This is a genomic window from Cupriavidus sp. P-10, from assembly GCF_003402535.2.
Classification (GTDB): domain Bacteria; phylum Pseudomonadota; class Gammaproteobacteria; order Burkholderiales; family Burkholderiaceae; genus Cupriavidus.
On record NZ_AP025170.1, the window covers coordinates 1,190,650 to 1,216,630 of the forward strand.

General features: G+C 69.9%; 20 protein-coding genes. 10 read left to right on the forward strand and 10 right to left on the reverse strand.

Annotated features, from left to right (window positions below; all coding sequences use genetic code 11):
• Positions 1-210: 210 nt before the first annotated feature.
• Positions 211-3,057: a LuxR C-terminal-related transcriptional regulator gene (locus CTP10_RS05555; protein WP_116317684.1), complete on the reverse strand. Its 2,847-nt coding sequence runs from the start codon at positions 3,055-3,057 to the stop codon at positions 211-213.
• Positions 3,058-3,452: 395 nt separating this feature from the next.
• Between CTP10_RS05555 and CTP10_RS05560 the strand changes: the two genes are divergently transcribed.
• Positions 3,453-6,173: a LuxR C-terminal-related transcriptional regulator gene (locus CTP10_RS05560; protein ID WP_158577634.1), complete on the forward strand. Its 2,721-nt coding sequence runs from the start codon at positions 3,453-3,455 to the stop codon at positions 6,171-6,173.
• A gap of 18 nt (positions 6,174-6,191) precedes the next feature.
• Here the strand turns inward: CTP10_RS05560 and CTP10_RS05565 are convergent, their stop codons facing one another.
• Entirely contained in the window at positions 6,192-7,163 is a 972-nt protein-coding gene (locus CTP10_RS05565) for a Bug family tripartite tricarboxylate transporter substrate binding protein (protein ID WP_116317686.1), read from the reverse strand.
• Between the two features lie 247 nt (positions 7,164-7,410).
• Positions 7,411-8,577: a CaiB/BaiF CoA transferase family protein gene (locus CTP10_RS05570; RefSeq protein ID WP_116317687.1), complete on the reverse strand. Its 1,167-nt coding sequence runs from the start codon at positions 8,575-8,577 to the stop codon at positions 7,411-7,413.
• A 230-nt stretch (positions 8,578-8,807) separates the two neighbouring features.
• On the opposite strand from CTP10_RS05570, the gene CTP10_RS05575 reads away from it, so the two are divergent.
• Entirely contained in the window at positions 8,808-9,587 is a 780-nt protein-coding gene (locus CTP10_RS05575) for a hypothetical protein (RefSeq protein WP_233527962.1), read from the forward strand.
• 53 nt (positions 9,588-9,640) lie between these two features.
• Here CTP10_RS05575 and CTP10_RS05580 read toward each other — a convergent pair whose 3' ends face one another.
• Positions 9,641-11,194 carry a long-chain-fatty-acid--CoA ligase gene (locus CTP10_RS05580; RefSeq protein ID WP_116317688.1) on the reverse strand — a complete coding sequence of 518 codons (1,554 nt, stop codon included), beginning with the start codon at positions 11,192-11,194 and terminating at the stop codon, positions 9,641-9,643.
• Positions 11,195-11,393: 199 nt separating this feature from the next.
• Here CTP10_RS05580 and CTP10_RS05585 point away from each other — a divergent pair, with 199 nt between their 5' ends.
• The 7 genes from CTP10_RS05585 (at position 11,394) to CTP10_RS05615 (ending at position 19,345) form a co-directional block, all read left to right on the forward strand.
• Positions 11,394-12,152: an IclR family transcriptional regulator gene (locus tag CTP10_RS05585; RefSeq protein ID WP_116317689.1), complete on the forward strand. Its 759-nt coding sequence runs from the start codon at positions 11,394-11,396 to the stop codon at positions 12,150-12,152.
• A gap of 182 nt (positions 12,153-12,334) precedes the next feature.
• On the forward strand, positions 12,335-14,272 hold the full coding sequence (locus CTP10_RS05590) for an ABC transporter substrate-binding protein (protein WP_233527963.1): 1,938 nt from the start codon (positions 12,335-12,337) through the stop codon (positions 14,270-14,272).
• 69 nt (positions 14,273-14,341) lie between these two features.
• Complete coding sequence (locus CTP10_RS05595) at positions 14,342-15,313, forward strand: ABC transporter permease (protein WP_116317691.1); 972 nt, start codon at positions 14,342-14,344, stop codon at positions 15,311-15,313.
• Between the two features lie 16 nt (positions 15,314-15,329).
• The gene (locus tag CTP10_RS05600; protein ID WP_116317692.1) at positions 15,330-16,301 is read left to right on the forward strand and encodes an ABC transporter ATP-binding protein; all 972 of its coding nucleotides are present in this window, start codon (positions 15,330-15,332) and stop codon (positions 16,299-16,301) included.
• Positions 16,298-17,257, forward strand: coding sequence for an ABC transporter ATP-binding protein (locus tag CTP10_RS05605; RefSeq protein WP_116317693.1), 960 nt, complete (start codon positions 16,298-16,300; stop codon positions 17,255-17,257). The genes CTP10_RS05600 and CTP10_RS05605 overlap by 4 nt, the downstream gene beginning before the upstream one ends.
• Positions 17,258-17,423: 166 nt before the next feature.
• Positions 17,424-18,476: a porin gene (locus CTP10_RS05610; RefSeq protein WP_116317694.1), complete on the forward strand. Its 1,053-nt coding sequence runs from the start codon at positions 17,424-17,426 to the stop codon at positions 18,474-18,476.
• A 2-nt stretch (positions 18,477-18,478) separates the two neighbouring features.
• Positions 18,479-19,345: an N-formylglutamate amidohydrolase gene (locus CTP10_RS05615; RefSeq protein WP_116317695.1), complete on the forward strand. Its 867-nt coding sequence runs from the start codon at positions 18,479-18,481 to the stop codon at positions 19,343-19,345.
• A gap of 6 nt (positions 19,346-19,351) precedes the next feature.
• On the opposite strand, the gene CTP10_RS05620 is transcribed toward CTP10_RS05615, so the two are convergent.
• From CTP10_RS05620 to wrbA, 3 genes are read right to left on the reverse strand one after another with little or no spacing between them, the layout of a single operon-like run.
• Positions 19,352-20,770 (reverse strand): FAD-binding oxidoreductase, encoded by a 1,419-nt coding sequence (locus CTP10_RS05620; RefSeq protein ID WP_116317696.1) that lies wholly within the window; start codon positions 20,768-20,770, stop codon positions 19,352-19,354.
• 33 nt (positions 20,771-20,803) lie between these two features.
• Entirely contained in the window at positions 20,804-21,211 is a 408-nt protein-coding gene (locus CTP10_RS05625) for a DUF2069 domain-containing protein (RefSeq protein WP_116317697.1), read from the reverse strand.
• On the reverse strand, positions 21,208-21,810 hold the full coding sequence (gene wrbA, locus CTP10_RS05630; RefSeq protein WP_116317876.1) for an NAD(P)H:quinone oxidoreductase: 603 nt from the start codon (positions 21,808-21,810) through the stop codon (positions 21,208-21,210). Before wrbA ends, CTP10_RS05625 begins: the two co-directional genes overlap by 4 nt.
• Positions 21,811-21,997: 187 nt before the next feature.
• On the opposite strand from wrbA, the gene CTP10_RS05635 reads away from it, so the two are divergent.
• Positions 21,998-23,338 (forward strand): YihY family inner membrane protein, encoded by a 1,341-nt coding sequence (locus CTP10_RS05635; RefSeq protein ID WP_116317698.1) that lies wholly within the window; start codon positions 21,998-22,000, stop codon positions 23,336-23,338.
• 31 nt (positions 23,339-23,369) lie between these two features.
• Here CTP10_RS05635 and CTP10_RS05640 read toward each other — a convergent pair whose 3' ends face one another.
• The 3 genes from CTP10_RS05640 to CTP10_RS05650 form a co-directional block, all read right to left on the reverse strand.
• The gene (locus CTP10_RS05640) at positions 23,370-23,687 is read right to left on the reverse strand and encodes an Mpo1-like protein (RefSeq protein ID WP_116317699.1); all 318 of its coding nucleotides are present in this window, start codon (positions 23,685-23,687) and stop codon (positions 23,370-23,372) included.
• Positions 23,688-23,784: 97 nt separating this feature from the next.
• Positions 23,785-24,609: an alpha/beta fold hydrolase gene (locus CTP10_RS05645; protein ID WP_116317700.1), complete on the reverse strand. Its 825-nt coding sequence runs from the start codon at positions 24,607-24,609 to the stop codon at positions 23,785-23,787.
• The gene (locus CTP10_RS05650; RefSeq protein ID WP_116317701.1) at positions 24,609-25,916 is read right to left on the reverse strand and encodes an O-acetylhomoserine aminocarboxypropyltransferase; all 1,308 of its coding nucleotides are present in this window, start codon (positions 25,914-25,916) and stop codon (positions 24,609-24,611) included. Before CTP10_RS05650 ends, CTP10_RS05645 begins: the two co-directional genes overlap by 1 nt.
• Positions 25,917-25,981 lie beyond the last annotated feature (65 nt).

Consider the following 25,981-nt stretch of genomic DNA (forward strand, 5'->3'; position numbering starts at 1 on the left):
CATGTCGCTAAGTTACTGGGGGGAGGGGGGCGCGAACACCACCCGCGTCAGGTGGTGGGGTGGGCGCGGTTGCCGCGCCCGGCGCGGACGGCGCGGGCGGGCAGGGAGGCGGGTGCCGGGAGGCGGATCAGTGTGAGGCGCGCGCCCCGCAGAGGGCGAGGCCTCGGGCGCGCATGAGCAGTGCCAGCGGTGCCGGCGGTGTTAGTGGTGTCAGCGCGCCCCGTCGGGCGGCTGGCCGCCCTGGCCAAGTTCGCGGTCGCGCACGCGCGCCACCGCCTCGTCGCGGCTGCTCACGCCGAGCTTGCGGAATATGTTGCGCAGGTGCCATTTCACCGTCTCCGGCGACAGGCCCAGCGTGCGCGCGATCTTCTTGTTGGGCAGCGCCTGGCCGAGCAGGCGCACCACGTCGGCCTCGCGGTCGCTCAGTTCTTCGGTGCGCCCCTCCGCGAGCCCCGCGGGGGCGGTGCCGGCGGCCGCTGCACTGGCCGGTGCCCGCTGCGGCATGGCCTGCTGCAGCCGCTCGATGTAGAACGCCAGCACCGGGTCAAGCCCGGGCGTGCCGGCGATGGCTTCGATCTGCCGCATTGCTCCCGGGTAGGCATCGATCAGGCTGCGCATCAGCCCGAGCCGGTGCCCGCGGCGCAGGCCTTCGAGCGCATGCTCGTGCGAGGCTTCGGGATCGCCGCGGCGCATGGCGACGCCCGCGGCCAGCATGTGCAGCTGCGCCACGTGGCGCTGCCAGCCGCGCGTCTCGCAGTAGGCGATCAGCGGTGCCAGCCGCGTCCAGGCGGCGCGCAGGTCGTCGTGCGCCAGGCTTGCCAGGATGTGCGCACGCTCGGTCACCATGTGGATCGCGTCGAGGAAGCCGCGCGGCGCATCGCGGTGGCGCGCGGCAATGGCGTCGAGCCGCGCCAGCACCGCTTCGGCCGTGGCGATGTCGCCGCTGGCCAGGTGCAGGCGAACCTGGTTGGAGAGGCTCTGCGCCACCAGTCGGTCCAGGCCCTGCTGCGCGCCGTAGTCCTCCAGCCGCTCCAGCTGCGCGAAGGCATCGAGCCGGTGGCCGATGATCCAGTGCGCGGCGGCCAGCGCGATATGCACGCGCAGCACGGAATCGGGGATCGACACGCGTTCCAGCACGTCGACGCGGTCTTCGAGCAGCTTGCGCGCGGCGTCCAGGTCGTTGTGCTCGTACAGCACTTCGCCCAGCAGCGCGGCGGCAAAGTACTCCGGCTCGGCGCCGGCGCCGCCGTGTCCCCCCACCTGCTCGACTTCGCGCAGCACGTCGCGGCTGATGCGCTCGACCTGCGTCACGTTGCCTTCCATCGCATGGCTGAACCCGGCCAGGCAGCGGCCGTTGAGCATGCCGCTGGCGGTGCCCAGCAGCGGCACACCGTCGACCAGCAGCGGCGGCGTCTCGGCGTGGATGGCGCGCGCGCGTTGGTAGTCACCCAGGTGCATGTACAGCAGTGACAGCAGGTTGTTGCGCGAGCCCATGTAGAAGGGCGCGAGATCGGCCGGGGCGGCTTCGATTTCGGGCAGCAGCGCCAGCGCGCCGGTGGTGTCGTCGCGCAGCAGCACCAGGCTGAAGCGCAGCAGCGCCAGCCGGTAGCGCAGCGAGGCGTTGCCGGGCCCGGGGCCGATATCGGCTTCGAGCCGGTCGGCCCCGGCGGCACAGCCGTCGAGGTCGCGGGTGAGCATCTGCATGCGCAGCGCCAGCAGCCGCAGTTCCGGGCGCGCCTGGATCTCGCTGGCGGGCAGCAGGCGCAAGAGTCCGATCGCCTTGCGCACTTCGCCGCGCGCCATCAGGGTGTCGGTATAGCGTTCCACGAACTCGGCCGCGGTGCCGGCATCGCCGGCCAGCACGGCATGGTGGACGGCCTCGGCCAGCATGCGATGGTCGCGGAACCAGCGCCAGGCGGCCCCGTGGATGGCGCGCTGCTGCGCTTCGCCGCGCGCGCGGAAACGCTCGGCCAGGGTCTCGCGCAGCAGCGGGTGCAGGCGGTACCAGGCTTCACGCTCGGGGCCGTGCGTGGGAGTGATGAAGAGGTTCTCGTGCTCCAGCCGCGTCAGCAGGGCCAGCACCTCGTGCTCGCCCATCGCCTGTTCGCCCAGCGCCTGGCACAGCGACGCGGTAAAGCGTTCGCACGCGGCGGCGCGCACCAGCAGCTCGGCTTCGTCGGGCGCCAGCCGCGACAGGACTTCGCGCTCGAAATATTCGGCGAAGGCGCCGGCGTCCTGCACGTTGGCCTGTACGAAACCGCTGGCAAAGGTGATGCCGCTGGCGTTGGCCTTCTTGCGCTTCCAGTGCGCGGCGAACAGTTGCAGGCCGGCGACCCAGCCGTCGGCCAGCTCGTGCAGCAGTCGCGCGTCGCGCGCGGAGATATCGCCGAGTTGCGCGCGCAGGAAGTGCTGCGATTCGGCCAGCGTGAAGCGCAGGTCGCGCTGGTCCAGCTCCAGCAGCAGGCCCTGGTCGCGCAGGCGCCCCAGCGACAGTGGCAGCGCCGTGCGCGTGGCGAGCAACACGTGGAAATTCGGCGGGGCGTAGTCGAGCAGCCATTGCAGCGGCTGCAGCACCCTTGCCGAGGCCAGGTGCTGCACGTCGTCGAGCACCAGCGTCACTTCGCGCTGGTGCGCGCCGATGCCGCGCACCAGCGCCACGATCGCGCGCTCGACGGCTTCGTCGTCGCTGCCGCGGTCGGCCAGCAGCACGGCCTCGCGGGTGATGTCGGGGCTGACCTCGGTCAGGCAGCCGAGCACGCGGTCGAGCCAGCGCTGGCGCTCGTTGTCGGTGGGGTCCAGCGCCAGCGCAGCCATGTCGAAGCCCAGTGCCAGCAGATCCAGCCGCCAGGCGCTCAGCAGCGCTGTCTTGCCGTACCCGGCCGGCCCCTGCAGCACGATGCAGCGCCGGCGGCGCGCTTCGGTCAGCTGCGCCAGCAGGCGTTCGCGCGCGACCACCCGCGCGGCGCTGCGCAGCGATGCAGGACGCGACGGCGGCGAAGGCAGCGTGGCGGGCTGGCTGCCAGGTGGCGACGGAGGGTTGGCGGATGAATGGGGCATCGGTGCGGCGGAATTTGCAAGCCTATGGCATGCCTATGGGTGACCTAGGGAAGGCCTATGCAAGGCGGCTGCGCTGGCTCGCAAGCGCCAGGGCGTCCAGCCCCGGCGGGACAAGAGGCAGTTGTTGCGGCGATTGTAATGGCAGAAACCACGGCCGGGAGAAACCGCCCTGGCGCGGCCATCGGCATGCCGGGCCGGGCCGTGCCGGTGCCATGCCGGTGTCATCAGCGTGCTGGGGCGCACGCAGCACCTGCGCGCCACCCGGAACAGGTGGGGGAGGGTTTGCCGGATGCCGGGCTTTGCCATGCTGCGCTTATAGTCGCCCCGCGAAGCGCCCCCCGGCCAGGCGGGCCGTGCCCCGCCGTTTCGATTGCGCACCGCGAAAAAAATCGCCCATGGAAACCCTGAACGCCGTCGTGGCGACCCGGCTGCTGCCGCCGCGCGTGAGCCGCTGCTCGATCCCGCGTACAACGCTGCTGCACAGCCTGCATGCCGTCCGGCACAGCCGGCTGGTGCTGCTGACCGCGCCCGCCGGCTATGGCAAGACCAACGTGATGGCGCAATGGCGCCAGCGCCTGCTCGCCGACGGCGCGCGCGTGGCGTGGCTGGCGCTGGCCGCCGAGGACGACGATCCGCGCCAGCTTTGCGCCAGGCTCGAAGCGAGCCTGCGCCAGGCCGGCGTCCAGCCCCGGCGCGCCGGGGCCGCGCCGTTCCCGGACGGCGCCGGTCCGGCGGCGCTGCTGCCAGCCCTGGCGGCCCTTGTCGCGTTGCTCGACGGTGTGCCGGGAGAGGTCTACCTGATGCTGGACGGCTTCGACCACCTGCGCCAGCCCGCCACGCTGGCGTTCCTGCAAGACTTGCTGCGCGCGCGGCTGCCGCACCTGCACCTGGTCGCCACCGCGCGCGGCAGCACCGGGCTGGCGCTGGCCCGGCTGCGCGCCGGCCGCGAGCTGGCCGAGTTCGGCAGCGCCGCGCTGGCGTTCACACTCGCAGAGACGCTGGCGTTCGTCGGCCAGCGCGCCGATGGCTGTACCCCGGGGGACAGTGCGCAAGCCGCCATCGACACCGCGGTGGGGCTGCACGAGCTGACCGAAGGGTGGCCAGCCGGGCTGGAGCTGGCCGCCGCGTGGCCGGACACGGCCGGGCCGCTACAGTGCGGCTGGCAGGCACCCGCGTCCTTGCAGGCATACTGGCGCGAGGAAGTGACCGCCACTCTGGCGCCGGCGCTGCTGGACTTCCTGCAGCGCATCGCCGTGCCGCGGCAGGTTGACGCGGCGCTGGCCGCGCAGCTGACCGGCGCCGCCGATGCCGGGCAGCAGCTCGCGCAGATTGCGGCGCGCGGGCTGTTCCTGGACGCCGTGCCCGGCCATGCCGAAGGCGGCTGGTACCGGCTGCACCCGCTGTTCCGCAGCCACCTGCTGCACGAGCTGGCATGCGCCGGCCCGGCCGGGCTGCCGGCGCTGCATGTGCGTACCGCCGCCTGGCTGGCGCGGCATGGCCAGCCTGCCGGCGCCATTGCGCACGCCCTGCAGGGCGACGATTTCGAATGCGTGCAGGCGCTGGTGGCGGCCAATGCGGCGCAACTGCCCGGGATGCATCCGCTGCGCGAGTTCCTGCAGTGGGCCGACCGCATCGCCCCGGCGCGGCTGGCCGCGCATCCCGCCTTGCTGCTGGCCGCGGCGTGGGCCTGCGTGGTGTCGGCGCGGCCACGCCAGGCGGAGCACTGGATTCGTCAATGGGAGGCCAGTGCGGCGCACGGCGCCGCCCTCCGCGGCATCGATGCCGAGCGGCACGCCACCGTGATGCGCGCCACCATTGCCGCGCAACGCGACGACCTGCCGCGCACGCAAGCCCTGCTCGACACGCTGCATGGCAAGCCCGCCGGCAATCCCGAGCTCGAACTGGTGCGCATGAGCCTCGGCCTGCGCTGCGCGGCGACGCTGGGCCAGCCGGCGCGTTCGCGCGCGCCATTCCGCGCCGCGGCGCAGCCGGGCGCCACCGAACTGGGCCTGCTGGGCGGCGCCATGATGGCGATGATGGCGTGGCAGGAGGGCAATGCGTATGAAGCCTTGCGCCTGGGCCGGCAGGTGCTGGCGCTGGCGCAGCAGGCGTACGGGCGGCGCTCGATTGCCGCCAGCGTATGTGCCGTGCCGGTGGCCGCGGCACTCTACGAACAAGACCGCATCGACATGGCCAGCGAAGTGCTGGCCGGTCCGCTGCAGACGCTGCGCACCGGCACGCCGGACGTGCTGATCGAGGCCGGGCTGTGCCATGCGCGGCTGCAATGGCTGGCGGGCGCGCGCCAGGAAGCGCTGGCCGAGCTGGCCGAGGCCGAGGCGATGTTCCACCGCCGGGGCCTGCCGCGCGGCGTCGCGCGCATGGTGGCCGAGCGCCAGCGCATCGTGCTGGCGGGCAAGGACCTGCGCCATGCGCAGCGGCTGCAGGGCGCACTGGACGAGCTGGAGCGCCATCACGCCGGCACGGCGCCACGCGACCAGGAGATTGCCGCGCTGGCGGCGCTAGGCCGCGCGCGCCTGGCGCTGGCCGCAGGCGAGCCGGCGTCGGCGCTGGCTGCGCTGGTGCCGATGCGCGGCCTCGCCATCGTGACGGTGCGCGAGCCGCTGATGGCCAGTGCCGACCTGCTGCAGGCGGCGGCGCTGGACACGCTGTACCGTTCCGACGAGGCAGCGGCATCGCTGCAGGCCGCGCTGGCCGCGGGCGAGCGACTGGGGCTGGTGCGCACGTTCGCCGACGAGGGCGCGTGTGTGCAGGCCTTGCTCGACCGCGCCGCGCCATGCGGTACGGAATACCTTGCGCGGCTGCGCGCAGCGTCCGCGCCGGCGGCGGTGGCCATCCCGGCCATGTCGCAACCGTCGCCGCCGCCAAAACCGCTGCCGCCGGCGGACGCCGGCAAGGGCCGGCAGCTGACACGCCGCGAGCGCGAGATCCTGGCCCTGCTTGAGCAATCGATGTCGAACAAGCGCATCGCGCTGGCGCTGAACCTGAGCGTCGACACGGTCAAGTGGAACTTGCGCCAGATTTACGCCAAGCTCGAGGTGTCACGCCGCTACGATGCCATCCTGGTGGCACGCAGCGCCGCCCGGCACGCGGACTGACGGCGCCGCGGCCAGGGCCTATTCCGCGGTGGCGCCGCTGGCCTTGATCATGCGCGCGATCACCGGCTCGGTGGCATCGAACTCGCGCCGGAATTCGGCCGGGCTGTTGCCGACCGGCTCCATGGCCAGCGCGTCCAGGCGCGTGCGCATGGCGGGCGAGAGGATCGAGGCGCGCGCTTCCGTTTCCAGCCGCGACAGGATCGCCGCCGGCGTGCCGGAGCGCATGAACAGGCCGAACCACGCCGGCGAGCGCAGTTCGTGTTCCTTGAGCCCGGCCTCGGCCAGGGTCGGAACCTCGGGCAGTTCCTTGATGCGCTGCTCGCTTATTACGGCCAGCGGACGCACGCGGCCGCTCTTGATGTGCGGACCCAGGGTAGTCATCGAGCCGATCACCCACGACACATTGCCGGCAATCATGTCCTGCACCATGGGCGCCTCGCCCTTGTAGGCAATATGCGCCATGTCGAGGCCGCGGGTCTGGTTCAGGTGCGAGCCGACCAGGTGCGGAAAGGTGCCGACGCCATACGAGCCGTAGCTGACCTTGCCCTTGTTCCTGGCGGCCCAGTCGAACAGTTCCTGCACGGACTTGGCCGGGACGTCGCGGTTGACCGCCAGCACGATCTTGCCGATGCACAGCTCGGTGAGAAAGGACAGGTCGCGGCGCACGTCGTACTGCACATTGCGGTACAGATGCGGCGTGTTGATCAGCGGCGACGAATGGCTGAGCAGCATCGTATAGCCGTCCGGCGCGCCGCGCGTGATGGCCTGCACCGCGATCACGCCGGCACCGCCGGGCTTGTTGTCGACGATGATGGTCTGGCCCAGGCGCTTGCCCATGTCTTCGGCCAGGGCGCGCGCCAGCGTGTCGGTGGCGCCGCCGGGCGGCCCCGGCACCACCAGGGTGATCGGGCGCGACGGATAGGTCTGCGCGCCGCAGGCGGCGCTAAAGGCGACCAGGGCCAATGCAATCAGGGATGTCTTGCTGCGCATGTCGTATTGCCTCGGTGGATCAGGAGTGTGGGAAAGGCGGGATACGACCAAGGTAGCGGATGGGACGGGGCGGTACCCCCCGCCGGAATGGGCGGGGCGGGATAGTCCTATCAGTGTCTACCCTAGACGGGTTGCGGCGGAACGGGTGCCATGCGCCGGAAAAAATGCCGGCCGCATAGGCGGCCGGCAAGGGAAGTGCAGGAACGGAGGGTAAGGCCGGCGCCGCCGGCGACGTCAGCGCGGTGGCTCAGCCTGCCGGGAGCACGCCAAGGCCCATGGCCTGTAGCTGCCCGATGCCGTCACCATCGAAGCCCCAGTCGCGCAGTGCGGCCGCACCGTGCTGGCCGCGTTCGGGGGCGCTGCGCATCACCTCCGAAGGCGTGCCGAGAAAGCGCGGCGCGGGAGCCGGCTGCACCACGCCGTCTACTTCGATAAAGCTGCCGCGCGCGCGGTGGTGCGGGTGCTGCGGCGCCTCGCTGAACTCGAGCACCGGCGCCACGCAGGCATCGCTGCCTTCGAATGCCGCGCACCATTCGTCGCGCGTGCGGGACTGGAACACTGCCTCGAAGCGCTGGCGCAGCACCGGCCAGCCGCTGCGGTCGTACTGCGCCGGCAGCTCGCTGGCATCCAGGCCGAGGCGTTGCAGCAGCTCGGCATAGAAGCGCTGCTCGACCGGGCCAATCGAAAAGTACTTGCCGTCGCGGGTCCGGTAGCTGTCGTACCAGGGCGCGCCGCCGTCCAGCACGTTCGACTGGCGTGCTTCCTTCCAGGTGCCGGAGGCCAGCATGCCCCAGAACACCGCGCCCAGCTGCGCCGCGCCTTCGGTCATGGCGGCGTCGACCACCTGTCCCTTGCCGCCGCGCTGCACGTTGAGCAGCGCCGCGACCACGCCCAGCGCCAGCAGCATGCCGCCGCCGCCGTAGTCGCCGACCAGGTTCAGTGGCGGCACCGGCGCCTCGCCCGCGCGCCCGATGCCCGACAGCACCCCGGACAGTGCCACGTAGTTGAGGTCGTGCCCGGCGCGGTCCGCCAGCGGGCCGGTCTGGCCCCAGCCGGTCATACGCCCGTAGACCAGCTTCGGGTTGCGCGCGAGCGCGACGTCCGGCCCCAGGCCCAGGCGTTCCATGGTGCCGGGGCGGAAGCCTTCGAGCACGACGTCGGCGCGCTCGATCAGCGCCAGCGCCGCGCGCTGCGCTTCGGGCTGCTTCAGGTCCAGCGTGACCGAGCGCCGGCCGCGGCCGGTGATGTCGATGCGGCGGGCGCCTTCGGCCTTCTTCGGGCCGAGGTCGGCGGGCGCCTCGGGGCGGTCGACGCGGATCACGTCGGCGCCCATGTCGGCCAGCAGCATTGCGCCGAACGGGCCCGGCCCGATGGCTTCGAATTCGAGTACGCGGATTCCGCTCAGTACGCCCATGTTCGCTCTCTCCTGTGGTGTGGCGGTGGCGCGCGCGCGGCCCATGCCGGCGCATTGCCGTCTGCCTGCAAGTAGACCAAATGCCCGTTGGCGGCGAACCCACCCGTATCAGGTAGGACGGCGCGATATTCTTTTGCAGCGCACAAACGCACTCCTATAATCGGCAGACGCTGACGGACGGTCCGCACCGGGTCGCACGGCAAGCGAAATCCAGTGAGCCGGAGGCAGCAGTGAGCCAGACCCAGCGCGCCAGCGCATTGCCAACAGGAGCCGACCATTCCCTGCGGACCGCTTCCCCGGCGCGCCTGCTGCCGGTGCTGAGCGAGCTCAGGGAGGAAGTGCGCGCGCTCAGCCGCCAGGCGCACAAGCTCGCGCTGGCGCAGGCCGGCCGTGAAGCGCACGACAGCAAGGCGCACGACGGCAAGGCGCACGACGGTGAAGGTGCCTACCATGCCTGCCTGGCGACGCTGTTCGAGCGCTGGGTCGAAGACCGCGCGGGCCGGGCGCAGGTGGTGTGCTTTGCTTCGGCGGCGGAGTTCGGCCTGCCGCTGCACAGCCATGCGGAGCGCTGCCGCGCGGCGGCCATGCGCGATGGCTCGCACGCGGTGCGCGCGCTGTACTGGGCGGCGCTGCACCGCACGCGCAGCCGTGTCGGCATGACCGCGCAGATGGACGATGCGCTGGCCGCGGTGGCGCCACACGCGGCGGCAGAAGCCATGCAGGCGCCGGCTGCTCCCGAGGTGTCCCGGCAAGCGCTGTGCCGCCATTGCGAGCGGTTGCGGCTGGACGCACGCTGCGCCGACGGCCACGGCGCGCTGCGCGCGTTGGGCGAGGCGCACTGGCGCAGCGTCGGCGCGGGCGTGCCCTGCCAGACGCGCGAGCACCAGTGCGCCTCGTGCAAGACCCGCTGGACGCAGCATCGCAGCGCCGCGGACCCGTTCACCGTCTGGACCATCAGCCGCCGCGGCCGCATCGCGGACACGGCCGTACAGGATGTGAAGATGGCCTGAGACGGCGGGGAGGGCGCGCCGATCCGGCACGGCCACCCTCGTGCCAGCCGCGCTCAGTTCACCGCGCGTGCCTTGCCTTCCCAGTGCGGTGCGCGCAGGTCCCGCTTGAGGATCTTGCCGGCACCGGACAGCGGCAGCGCCTGGCGGAACTCGATGCTCTTCGGGCATTTGTAGCCGGCGATATGCGCGCGGCAGTGCTCGCGGATTTCTTCTTCCGTCGCCTGCGCGCCAGCCTTCAGCACCACCACGGCATGCACGGCCTCGCCCCATTTCTCGTGCGGCACGCCGATCACCGCGCTCATCGCCACCGCGGGATGGCGGCCGATGACGTTCTCCACCTCGGCCGAATAGACGTTCTCGCCGCCGCTGACGATCATGTCCTTGATGCGGTCGACGATAAAGATATAGCCCTGCTCGTTCATGTACGCGCCGTCGCCGGTATGCAGCCAGCCGTCGCGCAGCGCGCGGGCGGTGTCTTCGGGCCGGTTCCAGTAGCCGGGCGTGACGCCGCCGCTGCGCACCAGGATCTCGCCGACGGTGCCGCGCGGCACTTCGTTGCCTTCAGCGTCCGCTATCTTCACCTCGATGCCGATGCCGGCGCATCCGGCCGACAGGTGCAATCCCTGCGCGCGCGCCGTGCTGCCATGGTTGCCTGGCGGGTTGGTAGTGACGATCATCGACTCGGTCATGCCGTACGAGTGCGCGAATTCGACGCCGGGCAGCTTTTCCATGGCCTGTTCCAGCACCGCGGCGCTGATTGGCGACGCGCCATACCCCAGCCGCTGTACGCTGCCGAGGTCGCGCGAGGGAAAGTCCGGGTGGTGGATCAGCATCTGGATGGTGGTCGGCACCATGCCCAGCTCGGTGATGCGTTCGCGCTCGATAGTTTCCAATACCTCGCGCGCTTCGAACGACGGCAGGATCACGTGGGTCTCGCCGGCGATGAACTGCATCAGCACGCGCGCGATCGCGGCGATATGGAAGAACGGATTGGTATGCAGCACGCGGCCGCCTTTCAGCGGCGGGGTGTCGGCCATGCGCTGCAGGGTGCCGCACCACAGCGAGCTGTGGGTCTGCATGACGCCCTTGGGAAAGCCCGTGGTGCCACCGGTGTACATGACGATGGCGAGGTCGTCGCCGCCGCGCTCCGCATCCGGCACCGGTGCGGCGTCGTCGATCAGCCGCTCGTAAGACAGCATGCCGGCGGGCGCGTCGCCGTCGCCGGCATGGATCAGCACCGGTTCGCGCCGCGCCGTGGCGCGGATGCCGTCGGCCATCGGCAGGAACTGGTCGTCGACCACCAGGATGCCGGTGTCGCAATCATCGAGCGAGTAGACCACCTCCGGCACGCTCCAGCGCACGTTGACGGGGTTGAGCACGCCGCCGCCCCACCAGGCGGCCATGGCGAACTCGAGGTAGCGGTCCGAGTTCTGCGCCAGGATGCCGACGCGGTCGTTCGGCCGCATGCCCAGCGCCTGCAGCGCGCCGGCCAGGCGCGCGACGCGCGCGCAGAACTCGCGATAGCTGCGGCGCCGGCCGCGGAAGATGGTAACGATTTCGTCCGGCTGCTGTTGCAGCGAGCGGTGCAGGGCTCGGGTCAGGTACACCGTTGTCTCCGTTCTTGCCTTCTTGTCCTTGGGCCGGCGCATGGTCAGGCCGGGTTGGCTGTATTGTGCGACGCCCGGCGATTATGGAATTCGGATATGCCGAAGGCAGTGTTTGCCAGACGGAAGCGCGCCGCCCCGCTGTTGGCGCCGGCCGCTACAATCCGCATGGGACATTTCTGAATACATGCAAAAAGACTCGATGACATACATCGTTGACGCGGTGGACGAGGCGCTGGGCCTGCTGATGCTGGTGGCCGAACATCCTTCGCTGGGGGTAACCGAGCTGGCCCGCCGCGCGGGGCTGACCAAGGCCCGTGCCTTTCGCCTGCTGGCCACGCTGGAGCATCGCGGCATGATCGCGCGCGAGCCCGCGGCCGCGGTCTACAAGCTCAGCTACAACGCCTTGCTGGTGGGCAATGCCGCGCGCGACCAGTTCGACCTGGTCAAGGTGGTGGCACCGCGGCTGGCCGCGATCGGCGCGGCCTGCGGCGAAAACGTGATCGTGCGCGTGCGCGACGGGCTGGAATCAGTCTGCGTGGCGCGGCACGAATCGTCGCAATCGGTGCGCGTGCATACCGAAGTCGGCAACCGGCGGCCGCTGCATGTGGGCGCCTCGGGCAAGCTGCTGCTGGCTTTCGCCGCGCCCGAGGTGGCCGACGCCGTGGCGGCGCAGGGCCTGGAGCGCTTTACCGAGCGCACCATTGCCAGCGCCGAGCAGCTGCGCGACGAACTTGCCGCGATCCGTGCCGCCGGGCACGCCGTGTCGCTGGGCGAGCGCGATGCCGATGCGGTATCGGCGGCGGCGCCATTGCACGACCACAGCGGTGCGGTGGTGGCATCGCTGAGCATTGCCAGCCCGGCCAGCCGGACCACGCCCGAGGCGCTCGCCAGGCATGTCGCGATGGTGGTGGAAGAGGCCGCGGCGCTGTCGCGGGCACTGGGATTTGCCGGCGGCTGACGCCGCGGCCGCGTAACAGTTGTCCGGTCATGGGCGGCGCTTCGGCGCCGCTATTTTTTTGTCCTCATTTTGTCTTGCCGGGTAAACCCTCGTTACTGGCGGCAGCCGAATGTTTTATTCTCCGACACATCGTATCGGTAAATGAAACAATGTTTCGATCAGCGAGATTTTCCAGGGCCGCGATGGCTACTGCGTTTGCCTTGTCCACACTGGTGGGCGGGAACCATCCCGCGCATGCCGCCGAACTGCGCATCGGCTACAAAGCCGAGGTCAGCGCTGCCGACCCGCACGTGCTCGACGCCGCTGGCCGCAACCTCTGGGGTCACGTGTACGAGACCCTGGTCGGCCTCGACAACGCCCTGCGCCCGGTGCCGCTGCTGGCCACCAGCTGGCGCCAGCTGGATGACCACAACTGGGAATTCCAGCTGCGCCCGGGGGTGAAGTTCAGTAATGGAGCGCCGTTCACCGCGGAGGACGCTCGCTATTCGATCGAGCGTGCGCGCAAGCTGCCGGGCGCGCGCACCTTCCGCACCTACCTGAAATCCATCGAGGCGGTCGAGGCCACGGGCCAGCTGACGCTGCGCGTGCGCACCCGCACGCCCAACCCGGTGCTGCCGCAGAACATCGGCATGGTGGCGATGCTGCCGCACGGGTTGGGACAGGGCGTGCGCGAGGCAGACTTCGCCCATGGCCAGGCCAGCATCGGCACCGGCCCGTTCCGGCTGGTGGCGTGGGAGCATGGGCAGCAGCTGACGCTGGCGCGCAACCCCGGCTACTGGGGCGGCGCGCAGCCATGGGACCGCGTGGTGTTCCAGTTCATTCCCAAGGAGCCGGCGCGTGCGTCGGCGCTGCTGTCGGGGCTGGTGGATGTGATCGATGCCTCTTCGGCCAGCATTGCCGAGGCCTTCGCGCGTACCAACGGCCGCATCCGCACGGTGTCGACGACGTCGTACATGCTCAACTACCTGCAGCTCGACCAGGGGCGGGCGGTCTCGCCCTATGTGCAGGATGCCGCCGGCCGGCCGCTGCCCGCCAATCCGTTGCGCGACGTGCGCGTGCGCCAGGCCATCAGTCTCGCGATCGACCGCGACCTGATCGCCGCGCGCGTGACCAAGGGCGATTCGGTGCCGGCCGGGCAGATGGTGCCGGCAGGCTTTTTCGGCTTTGCTCCGGCCGTGCCCGCGCCGCGCGCCGATGCCGCGCAGGTGCGCAGGCTGCTCGCGCAAGCCGGCTATCCCGACGGTTTCCGCCTGACGCTGGTCAGCCCCACCGCCACCGAGCAGGAAATCGCCGACGCGCGCCACGCGCTCGGGCTGGACCTGCCGGTGCTGCAGCAATACCTGCGCTTCACGCAGGGCGCGCTGCGCGGCGACCTGGGCGATTCCTTTATCTACAACCGTCCCGCGATCGAGCTGATCGTCAGCCGCGTGCCGGCCACGCTGGAGCTGGCTGTGACCGCGCTGCTGCTGTCGCTGGGCATCGGCATCCCGATGGGCGTGTTCGCCGGGCTCAGGCCGGATAGCCGGCTGGCGCGCGCGCTGATGGCGGGCTCGCTGGGCGGCGTGATCATGCCGACGTTCTGGGTGGGCATGATCGGCATCCTGGTGTTCTCGGTGAACCTGGGCTGGCTGCCATCGGGTGGGCGCGGGCCGGTCAGCACCGTGCTGGGCATCCCGCTGTCGGTGACCAGCTGGGAGGGCATCCGCTTCCTGCTGCTGCCGGCGCTGACGCTGTCGCTGTTCAAGATCTCGCTGGTGGCGCGGCTGGCCGAAGCCGGCACGCGCGAAGTGGCGGGGCAGGAGTACATCAAGTTTGCCCGCGCCAAGGGCGTGGGCGGCGCGCGGCTGGTGTTGCGCCACGTGGTGCCCAATGTGCTGATCCCGATCGTCACCGTGGTCGGGCTGGAATTCGGGCACCTGATCGCCTTCTCGGTGGTGACCGAGTCGGTGTTCTCGTGGCCGGGCATGGGCAAGCTGATCATCGATTCGGTGCTGGCGCTGGACCGCCCGGTGGTGGTGGCTTACCTGCTGGTCACGCTGGTGCTGTTCGTGGTGCTGAACCTGGTGGTCGACCTGCTTTATGTGGTGCTCGATCCGCGCCTGCGCCACAAGGCGGGCTGAGCCCGGCTGCATCCACCATCCCCCACAGAAGCAAAAGAACGAACCGGACCCACAAACGAGAACCCATCGATGTCCCTGCCTGCATCCCAACCTGACACTGCCGCGCCGGCGCCGGCGCCGGCGCCGGCGCCGGCGCTGGCGGCAACCGCCGCGCCTGCCGTGCCGCCGCCACCGGTGCGGCCCTCGCTGCTGCGGCGCTTCGTCGCCAACCGCGTCGCGGCGGCTTCACTGGTGCTGCTCGTGGTCCTGCTGTTGATCGCCGCGCTGGCCCATGTCATCAGCCCGCAGGACCCGTACGACCTGGCCACGGTGTCGGTGATCGACTCCGAGTTGCCGCCCGGCAGCGCCGGCTATGAAGCCAACACGCACTACTGGCTCGGCACCGACGGCGCCGGCCGCGACCTGGTCAGCGCGATCTTCTATGGCATCCGCATCAGCGTGGGCGTCGGCGTCATCAGCGCGGTGGTGGCGCTGATGGTCGGCAGTGCGGTCGGCCTGGCCGCGGCCTACTTCGGCGGCATCGTCGATGCCGCGATCATGCGCGTGGTCGACCTGCAACTGAGCCTGCCCGCGGTGCTGGTGGCGCTGATCCTGCTGGCGGTGCTGGGGCAGGGCGTGGACAAGACGCTGCTGGCGCTGGTGATCGTGCAGTGGGCCTACTTTGCCCGCACGGTGCGCGGCGCGGCGCAGGTGGAGCGGCGCAAGGAGTATGTCGAGGCGGCGCTGGGCCAGGGGCTGCCGGCGCTGCGCGTGATGTTCCGCCATATCCTGCCCAACTGCATGGCACCGCTGGTGGTGACCGGCACGCTGCAGATCGCGCATGCGATCACGCTGGAAGCGACCATGAGCTTCCTCGGCATCGGCCTGCCGCGCACGCAGCCGTCACTCGGCATGCTGATCGCCAACGGCTTCGAATACATGCTGTCGAACAAGTACTGGATCAGCATCTTCCCGGGCGTGGCCCTGGTGTTGCTGATCGGCTCGATCAACCTGGTGGGCGACCGCCTGCGCCGCGTGATGAACCCGCGGCTGGACGGCTGAGGCCACGGAGACACACATGGCACTACTGGAAGTCTCCGGGCTGAGCACCACCTTCGCTTTCGCCAAGGCGGGACGCAAGCCACTCAAAGCCGTCGACGATGTCGCGTTCACGCTGGAGCCGGGTGAAATCCTCGGCATCGTCGGCGAGTCCGGTTCGGGCAAGTCGGTGACGGCGTTCTCGCTGATGAACCTGCTGGACCCACCCGGGCGCGTCACCGGCGGCTCGATCCGCTTCAAGGGGCAGGAACTGCTGTCGTGCTCGGCGCGCCAGTGGCAGGCGCTGCGCGGCGATCGCATCGCGATGGTGTTCCAGGACCCGATGATGTCGCTGAACCCGGTGATGCGCGTCGGCGACCAGCTGGTCGAGACCGTGCGGGTGCACCACCGCCGCACCCGCGCGCAGGCGCACGCGCAGGCGGTCGATGCGCTGGCGCGCGTGGGCATCCCGGCGCCGCAGGAGCGCATGCGCTCCTATCCGCACGAGCTGTCCGGTGGCATGCGCCAGCGCGTGGCGATCGCCAATGCGCTGATCAACCGGCCTGACCTGATCATTGCCGACGAGCCCACCACGGCGCTGGACGTCACCATCCAGGCGCAGATCCTTTTCGAGATGAAGCAGCTGGTGCGCGAGACCGGCGCCGCCGCGATCTGGATCAGCCATGACCTGGCCGTGGTCAAGGACCTGGTCGACCGGGTCTGTGTGATGTACGCCGGCAAGGTGGTGGAGCAGGGGCCGGTGGCCGAGCTGATCGCGCGGCCGCTGCATCCGTACACGCGCGGGCTGCTCGACTCGTTGCCCACGCCTGAAATGCGCGGCGCCACGCTGCGCGCGATCCCCGGGGCCGCGCCCGCATTGGCGGCGCTGCCCCCGGGATGCGCCTTCGCACCGCGCTGCCCGCGCGTGCGCGAGGCCTGCAACCAGCCGCCCGCGGCAACCGTGGTGCGCGGCCGTGCGCTGCGCTGCTTTTATCCCCTGGAGGCCGTATGACTGTCCTGCTGGAAACGCGCCAGTTGCAAAAACGCTTTTCGCTCAAGCCCGGCCTGCTCGGCCGCATGGCCGGTAAGACGGTGCAGGCGGTGCATGCCGTCAACGAGGTCTCGCTGCAGGTGTGCAAGGGCGAGGTGCTGGGCGTGGTCGGCGAGTCCGGTTGCGGCAAATCCACGCTGGGCCGCATGCTGGCCGGGCTGCTGCGGCAGAGCGGCGGCGAAATCGCGTGGGAAGGGCGGCGCGCGGATGTTGCATCGGCCGGCTACCACCGCGCGGTGCAGATGGTGTTCCAGAATCCCTATGCCTCGCTCAATCCACGGCTGCGCATCGGCCAGGCCATCACCGAGGGCGCGGTCTACCATCGCCTGGCCAGCCGCGCGCGGGCCGCGGGGTTGGCCGGCGATCTGCTCCAGCAGGTCGGACTCGACCCCAGCTACGCCGAACGCTATCCGCACGAGTTCTCCGGCGGCCAGCGCCAGCGCGTGGCGATCGCCCGCGCGCTGGCGCTGCGCCCGCGGCTGCTGATCTGCGATGAAGCCGTGTCCGCGCTCGACGTCTCGGTGCAGGCGCAGATTATCAACCTGTTCATGCAGCTGCGGCGCGAGCACGGGCTGACCTACGTCTTTATCAGCCACAACCTGGCGGTGGTGGAGCATATGTCCGACCGCGTCGCGATCATGTACCTGGGCCGCGTCGTCGAGAGCGGCGATGCCCGTACCGTGTTCGGCGCGCCCAACCATCCCTACACCCGCGCGCTGCTGGCCGACGCGCCGCGGCTGGGTGGCGGCGCTGCCAGCCACCAGCCGATCCGCGGCGAGTTGCCGAGCCCGCTGGCGCCGCCCAGCGGCTGCGCCTTCCATCCGCGCTGTCCGCATGCCAGCGCACGCTGCGCCGCCGAAGTGCCGGTGCTGCGCGATATCGGCGGACGCCTGTCCGCCTGCCACCTGAACGACTAGCTAGCCGCCGCGCGCGGCCGCGCCTCGCTCCGTGACTTGCGCTGCCATCCCGCCGTGGCGGGTCGGTGGGGGAGCGTTCGCGCTGCGCGCAGGAACAAGACGACGGCAGACGGGAGATCCAACGGGGGAAGTCATGCATCGCCAACGAGGGAAAGGGAGAAGGGCCATGATTCAAGTCAAACCTCAAGTCAACCCATTTCGGCGGCAGGTACGCCATGCGTGCATCGGTAGCGCGCTGGCGCTGCTGTCAGCCGCGGCCGACGCATCGGTGGCGCTGTACGGTCGCCTCGACACCGACGTCGAATACCAGAAGGGACCGGACGGCCCGGCCACGCAGATGGTCGACAACGCCTCGCGCTGGGGCATGCGCGGCAGCGAAGACCTCGGCGGCGGCCTGCGCGCCGCGTTCGGGCTGGAGCAGGGCTTTTCCGCCGACAGCGGCATGGCCACCAACCCGCAGTTCCGCAATGCCTTCGTCGGGCTGCAGGGCGGCTTCGGCGCATTTGCGTTGGGACGGCTGGATTCGGCGACCATCGTCGGTTCGCCGATCTATTCGCAGGTGACGCAGAACGTGGACTTTGCCATCCACGATGCCGGCGCCACCGCGATTGGCACCAAGGTGCTGAATGCGCGCAACCGCGTGTCCAATGCGCTCGGCTACATGACGCCAGACTTCGGCGGCTTTTCCGTGCGGGCGCGCGTGAACCTGGCGGGCCCCGATCCGGCCACGCCCAACGCCGGCTCGCCGGTGAAGGCGGAAGACGATTTCCGCCAGGTCGACATCGGCCTGAACTACGCGGCAGGCAATTTTTCCGCGGGCCTGGGCTATTCGCGCGATGCCAAGACCGGCGGGCTGGTCTCCAACGACTTCCGCGACAAGGTGCAGGCGGTGGCGTCCTACGACTTCACCGTGGTCAACGTGTATGGGCTCTACGGGCGCGACCGCTACGTCGGCACCGCCACCACGCGCACCGACGTGCCGTACTGGCTGGTTGGCTTCACCGTACCGTACGGCGCGCACAGCCTGACCGTCAACTACATGGAGCGCGCGGTGCAGCGCGACCTGCAAGGCCGGCTGACAAAGGTGCAGGCAGCCTATGGCTACCGTCTCAGCAAGCGCACCATGCCCTATGTGTTCTTCGACCGCGAAGACCCGAACTCGCACAAGGCCGGCGATACCGTGACCACGGCCGGCATCGGCATCCAGCATAAATTCTGAGCATGACGTTTCCTTATACGCTTACCGAACCGGCTGGCGGGGCGTTGCCGCTGGTAATCGATTCTCCGCACAGCGGGCAGGCCCGCGCCGGCAGCCTGCCGTCCGCGCTGCCGCTGGCCGCGCCGCCCGAAGCCCTGCTGACGGGCTGGGACGCCTATGTCGACAAGCTGTTCGGGCATGCGCCGGCGGTGGGCGGCACGCTGCTGTGCGCGGAGTTCCCGCGCTGGCTGGTGGACGTGAACCGCGCCCGCGACGATATCGATCCGGCGCTGGTCGACGGCGCCATGCCGTTCGCGCTGCGGCCCAGTGACAAGGCCGGGCGCGGCATGGGTGTGCTGCGCCGGCTGGCGCTGCCGGGCGTGCCGGTCTACGGCGCGCCGCTGTCGCCAGCCATGGCCGAGCAACTGCTGAAGACCTACTACGATCCCTACCATGCCGCGCTTGCCAGCGCGATGGCGGCGCACCATGCGCGCTTCGGCGCGGTGTGGCATCTCGACTGCCATTCGATGAAATCGCGCGGCAATGCCATGAACGTGGACTACGGCTCGGAGCGGCCGGACTTCGTCCTCAGCAACCGCGACGGCGCTACCTGCCCGGAAGCGTTTATCGAGCTGGTGGGGCAATGCCTGCGCGGCCTTGGCTACCATGTCGGCATCAACTGGCCGTACAAAGGCGCGGAACTGGTGACGGCGTATTCGGATCCGGCGCGCGGGCGCTACAGCCTGCAGATCGAGATCAACCGCGCGCTGTACCTGGACGAGGCACGCTTCGTGCCGCATGCCGGGTTTGCCCGGCTGCGCGGCCATCTGGATCAGTTGCTCGAGCGCGTGGCAGACCACATACGCGCGGAGCTGGCGCGCGGCGCATGAGCGTGCTCAGAGCACCTTGCCCGGATTCATCAGCCCCAGCGGGTCCAGCGCGCCCTTGATTGCGCGCATCAGCGTCAGCTCGACCTCGCTCTTGTAGTGCTGCAGTTCCTCGCGCTTGAGCTGGCCCACGCCGTGCTCGGCCGAGATCGAGCCGAAGTGCGAGCGCACGCTGTCGTGCACGATGCGGTTGACCTGGTCCTGGTTGGCAAGGAAGGCGTCATGGTCGACGCCTTCCGGCGGCGAGACGTTGTAGTGCAGGTTGCCGTCGCCAAGGTGGCCGAAGGTCACCATGCGCGCGCCGGGGAAGGCGTTCTGCAGCAGCGCGTCGGTGGTCTCGATGAAGTCCGCCACGCGCGAGACCGGCACGGCGATATCGTGCTTGATGTTCTTGCCGTCCTCGACCTGCGCCAGCGGGATATGCTCGCGCAGGTTCCAGAAATCGCGCGACTGCTGCACCGACTCGGCCACCACGGCGTCAAGCACCACGCCAGAGTCGAAGGCGGCATTCATCAGCGTTTCGAAGATGCCGCGCGCGTGGGCTTCGCCTTCGCTGTCGGACAGCTCCATCAGCACCAGCTGCGGGTGGATGTCGGCGAACGGGTAGCGCAGCTGGGGGTAGTGCTGCGTCACGAGCGCCATGCAGCGCGCCGACATCAGCTCGAAGCCGGTCAGCATCGCCCCCGCATGCGACTGCGCGATCGCCAGCAGCGCCAATGCGGCGCGCGGGCTCTGCACCGCGGCCAGCGCGGTGACCGAGGCGCGCGGCAGCGGGAACAGCTTCATCACGGCGGCGGTGATGATGCCGAGCGTGCCTTCGGCGCCGATATACAGGTCGCGCAGGTCGTAGCCGGTATTGTCCTTGCGCAGGCCGCGCAGGCCATGCCAGGTGTCGCCCGTCGGCGTCACCACCTCCAGCCCCAGGCACAGCTCGCGCGTGTTGCCGTAGCGCAGCACCGCGGTGCCGCCGGCGTTGGTCGACAGGTTGCCGCCGATGGTGCAGCTGCCCTCGGCCGCGAGACTCAGCGGGAACAGCCGGCCGTGCTCGCGTGCCACGTCCTGGAGGTGCTGCAGCACCACGCCGGCTTCGACCGTGATGGTGTTGTTGAGCGGATCGATCTGGCGGATGCGGTTGAGCCGCTGCAGCGACAGCACCACCGTATCGCGCCCGGCCGCCGGCGTGGCGCCGCCGCACAGGCCGGTATTGCCGCCCTGCGGCACCACCGCCACCTTGTGCGCATGGCAGGCATGGACCGCGGCGGCGACTTCCTCGGTGGTGCCGGGACGCAGCACGGCCAGCGCCTCGCCGCTATAGCGCTTGCGCCAGTCGGTCAGGTAAGGAGCCTTGTCGGCGGCCTCGGTCAGCACGTGCTGCGGGCCGAGCGCCGCGCGGCAAAGGGCGAGGAAGGAGTCTTGGGACGAGGTCATGGGCGGGGAATCGATTGCATGGGGAGCGCTGGCTCAGCGTTCTTTTGCAGCTGCCTTGGTGGCCGCGCGGGCGCGGCGCTTGTACGGCCGCAGGTACAGGATGGTGCTGACGAAGAACACCAGCGTCAGCGCCACCTCCACCCAGGCCAGCCTCGCCGAGAAGCCGCGGTCGCTGGTCGCGCGCACGATGCCCTCGGTGAAGAACAGCAGGATCAGCATCGACGACCACTGCATGGTGTAGCGGTTGCGCGTCAGCACGCCACGCAGCGGCAGCAGCAGCGGCAGGAACTTGATGATCAGCCACGAGCCGCCTGGACGCAGCGGCGCCAAAAACCATTCCCAGGCAATGCACAGCACCATCAGCGCCACCAGGCTGCCAGCGCTGATCCGGTGCAGCCAGGGGCTGTGCAGCGTGTTGTCGCTGTCGCCGGGCGCGTTCATGCGTGCGCTCCGGACAAGCGCAGCGCGGCTTGCGCCAGGCGCCGGCCCATGGCCATGGCCAGTGCCGACTCGTCGTCGGTGATGGGGCCGCGGTTGTCGACGTAGGCATGGTGGCTGGGGCCGTAAGGCGTGCCACCCGACGTGGTCGTCATCAGGCCCTTCTCGGAATAGGGCAGGCCCATGATCAGCATGCCGTGGTGCAGCAGCGGCAGCATCATCGACAGCAGCGTGGTCTCCTGGCCGCCGTGCAGGCTGCCGGTGGCGGTGAACACGCAGGCGGGCTTGCCGGACAGCGCGCCCGACAGCCACTGGGCCACGGTGCCGTCCAGGAAGTACTTGACCGGGGCGGCCATGTTGCCGAAGCGCGTGGGGCTCCCCAGCGCCAGGCCCGCGCATTCTTCCAGGTCGCGCAACTCTGCATAGGGCGGGCCGTCGGCGGGAATGTCGGAAGCGGTGGCTTCGCATACTGTTGAGACCGGCGGCACCGTGCGCAGGCGCGCCTGGGCGCCGGGGACGCTGTCGACGCCGTGGGCGATCAGTTCGGCGAGTTTGCGGGTGCTGCCGTGGCGGCTGTAGTACAGGACGAGGATGTCGGTCATGGAGCGGGATGGCCGGCGCTGCCGGAAAGGGGCGGCGGTGCCGCAGGCAATGCGCGTATTATAGATGTGCCCCCGCGCGCGCTCCCCCGCGAAGCGCCGCTTCCGCATCCCGGCAGTCGCCGGTCCGCTTGCCGGCCGATGCCATCGTTCACAACTACCGATCCATCCACGAGGAGATTGCTGCCGCATGCTTGGTACCCGCGTTGCCCGTCTGCGCAGGGAATGGAACCTGCAGAAGGTCCGCGCACTGGCGCGCTATGTCGTACGCCGCGCCGGCGAGGACCGGCTGCCGCAGGTGTCCGCGAGCCTGACCTTTACCACCGTGCTTGCCGTGGTGCCGGTGCTGACGGTGGCGTTCGCGCTGCTGGCCGCGTTCCCGGTGTTCCGCGAATTCCGCAATGCCATCGAGGCGTTCCTGTTCCAGAACCTGATCCCCGGCAACGTCAGCGAATCGATCTCGCGCTATATCGGCCAGTTCGCCAAAAGCGCGCGCGGGCTGACAGCGATGGGCCTGGGCGGGCTGATGGTGACGTCGGTGCTGACCATGCTGACGGTGGAAGACGCGCTCAACGCGATCTGGCGCGTCAAGCAGCGCCGTCCGCTGGCGCAGCGGGTGCTGGTGTTCTGGGCGGTGCTGACCTTCGGCCCCGTGCTGATCGGCGCCAGCCTGTCGATCAGTTCGTACCTGATCTCGATTTCGGCCGGCTACGTCGGCACCATGCCGGTGGGGCTCGGGCTGCTGGTGAGCGCGACCCCGGTGGTGCTGTCGGCGCTGGCCTTTGCTTTTCTGTACACCGCGGTGCCCAACGCCTACGTGGAGTGGCGCGATGCCATCGTCGCGGGCGTGGTGGCGGCGATCGCGTTCGAGTTCGCCAAGCGCGGCTTCGGCTATTTCATCACGCATATTCCGGCCTATACGGCGGTCTACGGCACCTTTGCCGCGCTGCCGATCTTCCTGCTGTGGATCTACCTGAGCTGGCTGGTGACGCTGCTGGGCGCCACCATCGCCGCCAACATGCCGGTGATCCGGCAGGGCTACTGGCGCCGCCGCACCTTTGCCGGCAGCGAGTTCTTCGATGCGCTGGGCGTGCTGCTGCTGCTCTACCGCGCCCGCGACGAGGTCCCGCGCAGCGTGGGCGAACTCGACCTGGGACGCAAGCTGCGCGTGGAAGCGGATTACCTGGCGGGGCTGCTCGGCAAGCTCAAGACCATGCACCTGGTCGGGCGGCTGCAGCAGGAGGGCGGGCAGGCCCACTGGGCACTGCTGTGCGATCCGTCGCAGGTAACGCTGCGCATGCTGTACGACCGGCTGGTGCTGAATCTTCCGCGGCTGCCGCGCACGGCATTGGCGCAACACCTGCGTGGCGCCGACTCGCTCAGGTCGGTGCTGGACAACCCGCAGCTGGACCAGACGCTGGAGGCGGTCTTCAACCAGCAACCAGCCGGCCTGCCACCGGCAGCGGACGACGCCGCGCAGCAGCGGCGCACGCTGGAAGTGGTGCCGCCGGGCTGGCACGGGCAGGTGTGACTCCGCAGGCCGCGGGCAAGGTCGCCCGTGGTCAGAACGGGATCTTGCCGCGCCAGATATCGGCGTACATGACCCAGTCGCCCATCAGGCTGTAGAGCGGATGGCGGAAGGTCGCCGGCCGGTTTTTCTCGAAGCCGAAATGGCCGGCCCAGGCGAAGGCGTAGCCGGCGACCACGGCGCCCAGCAACCACCACGCGTTGCCGGTCACTACCAGCGCCACCAGGCACAGCAGCGCCACGGTGGAGCCGATGAAATGCAGCCGCCGGCAGGTACGGTCCTGGTGCTCGCTCAGGTAGTAGGGGTAGAAGGCCGCGAAGTTCGCGAACTCGCGCGCGCGGGCGTGGGCCATGGCTGTCTCCGGCAGGTCTTGTTTTGTGCAGTGTAGACCTTCCATGCCCCTGAAGGGAGGATGGCCGCCGGCAGCCGGCCGGCCATCCTGTGCGGCGTCAGCCGGCCGCAACCACCTTGCGGGCGAAGCCCGCCAGCGCGTCCAGCACTTCGTCCGGGCGCTCGCCCATCAGCGCATGGCCGCACGGTACCGACACCATGCTCGCCTTGCCCATCTTGCCGGCCAGGGCCTGCGCCGCCTTGGGCGAGGTCATCATGTCCTTGCTGCCGGTGATGAACAGCGCCGGGCAGGCCACCGCGGCAGCGGCTTCCTCGCCGTGCGCGTAGGCATTGCAGGCGGAGAAGTCGTTGTGGAACACATGCGCCTGCGGGTTGTTGCGCGACACGCGCTCCATCAGCCGCTGGCTGCCGCCGTGCATCCACGCGCCCGGACCCGGCGACGAGGGCTTGTTGGCCAGGCTCGAATGCGACCAGGCGTTGACCATGGCGATGGCCTCGCTCTCACGGTTCAGCGACGCATCGAGCAGCGCATCGGAAACCTTCATCGGATAGGCCGTGGCCAGCAGGGCAATGCCGCGAACCGCCTGCGGATGCCGCGCCGCGCATTCCAGCGCGATCAGCGAGCCCATGCTGTGCCCGAACACGAAGGCCGGCGCCTTGACGCCGGCGGCAGCCACCAGCTCCATCACCCAGTCGGCCATGGCCTCGACGGTGGCCAGCGGCGTGCCCTGGCTGCGGTTATGGCCGGGCAGGTCCACCGCCAGCACGGAAAAACCGTGGTTGGCGAACCAGCGCGTCTGCAGCGCCCACACGCTGTGGTCGTTCTGTGCGCCATGGACGAACACGGCGCAGGGCAGGGCGGGATCGAAGGGTTTGCCGCCGGTATAGGCGTAGGCCGGCTGGCCTGCAACGTTCAGTTCCATCAGGCCTGACCTCCCTTGCTCATGGTCTTCTCGGCGGCCTTCAGGCCGCGCTTGAGGTCGTCGATCAGGTCGTCCGGGTCTTCCAGGCCGATCGACAGGCGGATCGTGCCCTCGGCGATGCCGGCCGACTGCAGCGCCGCCGCGTCCATGCGGAAGTGCGTGGTCGACGCCGGGTGGATCACCAGCGAGCGCGCATCGCCGACGTTGGCCAGGTGCGAGAACAGCGACATGCTTTCGATGAAGCGCTGGCCCGCCAGGCGGTTGCCCTTCAGGTTGAAGCTGAACACCGCGCCGCAGCCGCGCGGCAGCAGGCGCTTGGCCAGTTCATAGTCGGGGTGCGATTCCAGCTCGGGGTACGACACCGACTCCACCATCGGGTTTGAGGCCAGGAACTGCACCACCTTGCGGGTGTTGTCGACGTGGCGGCTCATGCGCAGCGGCAGCGTCTCCACGCCCTGCAGCAACTGCCATGCCGCCATCGGGTTCATGCAGGCGCCAAAGTCGCGCAGGCCTTCGCGGCGCGCGCGCAGCAGGAAGGGCGCCACCGTGCTTTCCTCGGTGAACACCATGTTGTGGAAGCCTTCGTACGGCTCTGACAGCTCCGGGAAGCGGCCCGACTTCTCGAAGTCGAACGTGCCGCCTTCCACCAGCACGCCGCCGATGGTGGTGCCGTGGCCGCCCAGGAACTTGGTCGCGGAATGGTAGAGCAGGCCGGCGCCGAGATCGAAGGGGCGCAGCAGGTAGGGCGTGGTGAAGGTGGAATCGACCAGCAGCGGGATGCCGTTGTCCTGGCCGAGTTGCGCCAGCGTGGGGATGTCGAGCACGTCCAGCCCCGGGTTGCCCAGCGTCTCGCCGAACAGCAGTTTGGTATTGGGGCGGATCGCGGCGCGCCAGGCGTCGATGTCGCGCGCCTTGACGAAGGTGGTCTCGATGCCGAAGCGGCGCAGCGTGTAGTGCAGCAGGTTGTGCGAGCCGCCATACAGTGCCGACGAGGCCACCACGTGCGAGCCGGCGCCCATCAGCGTGGCCACGGCAAGGTGCAGCGCGGCCTGGCCCGAGGCGGTGGCGATCGCGCCGGCGCCGTTCTCCAGCGCGGCGATGCGCTCTTCCAGCACGGCCACGGTCGGGTTGGAAATGCGCGAATAGACGTGGCCCGCGCGCTCCATGTTGAACAGCGATGCAGCATGCTCGCTGTCGCGGAACACGAAGGAGGTGGTCAGGTGGATAGGGGTGGCGCGCGCCCCGGTGGCGGGGTCTGGCGCGGCGCCGGCGTGCAGCGCCAGCGTGTCGAAGCGGGTTCCGGACATGGTCGGTCGGGTGTAGTTATCTCCGGCCAGCATCGTAGCATCGTGCGCGCGCCCACGCTGCGCCA

Excerpts from the sequence above, each read along its gene's own strand:
- CTP10_RS05650 (WP_116317701.1), bottom strand. The coding sequence starts at position 25,916 with ATGTCCGGAACCCGCTTCGACACGCTGGCGCTGCACGCCGGCGCCGCG.
- CTP10_RS05615 (WP_116317695.1), top strand. The coding sequence starts at position 18,479 with ATGACGTTTCCTTATACGCTTACCGAACCGGCTGGCGGGGCGTTGCCG.
- CTP10_RS05635 (WP_116317698.1), top strand. The coding sequence starts at position 21,998 with ATGCTTGGTACCCGCGTTGCCCGTCTGCGCAGGGAATGGAACCTGCAG.
- CTP10_RS05560 (WP_158577634.1), top strand. The coding sequence starts at position 3,453 with ATGGAAACCCTGAACGCCGTCGTGGCGACCCGGCTGCTGCCGCCGCGC.
- CTP10_RS05605 (WP_116317693.1), top strand. The coding sequence starts at position 16,298 with ATGACTGTCCTGCTGGAAACGCGCCAGTTGCAAAAACGCTTTTCGCTC.
- CTP10_RS05600 (WP_116317692.1), top strand. The coding sequence starts at position 15,330 with ATGGCACTACTGGAAGTCTCCGGGCTGAGCACCACCTTCGCTTTCGCC.
- CTP10_RS05620 (WP_116317696.1), bottom strand. The coding sequence starts at position 20,770 with ATGACCTCGTCCCAAGACTCCTTCCTCGCCCTTTGCCGCGCGGCGCTC.
- CTP10_RS05645 (WP_116317700.1), bottom strand. The coding sequence starts at position 24,609 with ATGGAACTGAACGTTGCAGGCCAGCCGGCCTACGCCTATACCGGCGGC.
- CTP10_RS05570 (WP_116317687.1), bottom strand. The coding sequence starts at position 8,577 with ATGGGCGTACTGAGCGGAATCCGCGTACTCGAATTCGAAGCCATCGGG.
- CTP10_RS05585 (WP_116317689.1), top strand. The coding sequence starts at position 11,394 with ATGACATACATCGTTGACGCGGTGGACGAGGCGCTGGGCCTGCTGATG.
- CTP10_RS05595 (WP_116317691.1), top strand. The coding sequence starts at position 14,342 with ATGTCCCTGCCTGCATCCCAACCTGACACTGCCGCGCCGGCGCCGGCG.
- CTP10_RS05625 (WP_116317697.1), bottom strand. The coding sequence starts at position 21,211 with ATGAACGCGCCCGGCGACAGCGACAACACGCTGCACAGCCCCTGGCTG.
- CTP10_RS05555 (WP_116317684.1), bottom strand. The coding sequence starts at position 3,057 with ATGCCCCATTCATCCGCCAACCCTCCGTCGCCACCTGGCAGCCAGCCC.
- wrbA (WP_116317876.1), bottom strand. The coding sequence starts at position 21,810 with ATGACCGACATCCTCGTCCTGTACTACAGCCGCCACGGCAGCACCCGC.
- CTP10_RS05565 (WP_116317686.1), bottom strand. The coding sequence starts at position 7,163 with ATGCGCAGCAAGACATCCCTGATTGCATTGGCCCTGGTCGCCTTTAGC.
- CTP10_RS05640 (WP_116317699.1), bottom strand. The coding sequence starts at position 23,687 with ATGGCCCACGCCCGCGCGCGCGAGTTCGCGAACTTCGCGGCCTTCTAC.
- CTP10_RS05590 (WP_233527963.1), top strand. The coding sequence starts at position 12,335 with ATGGCTACTGCGTTTGCCTTGTCCACACTGGTGGGCGGGAACCATCCC.
- CTP10_RS05610 (WP_116317694.1), top strand. The coding sequence starts at position 17,424 with ATGATTCAAGTCAAACCTCAAGTCAACCCATTTCGGCGGCAGGTACGC.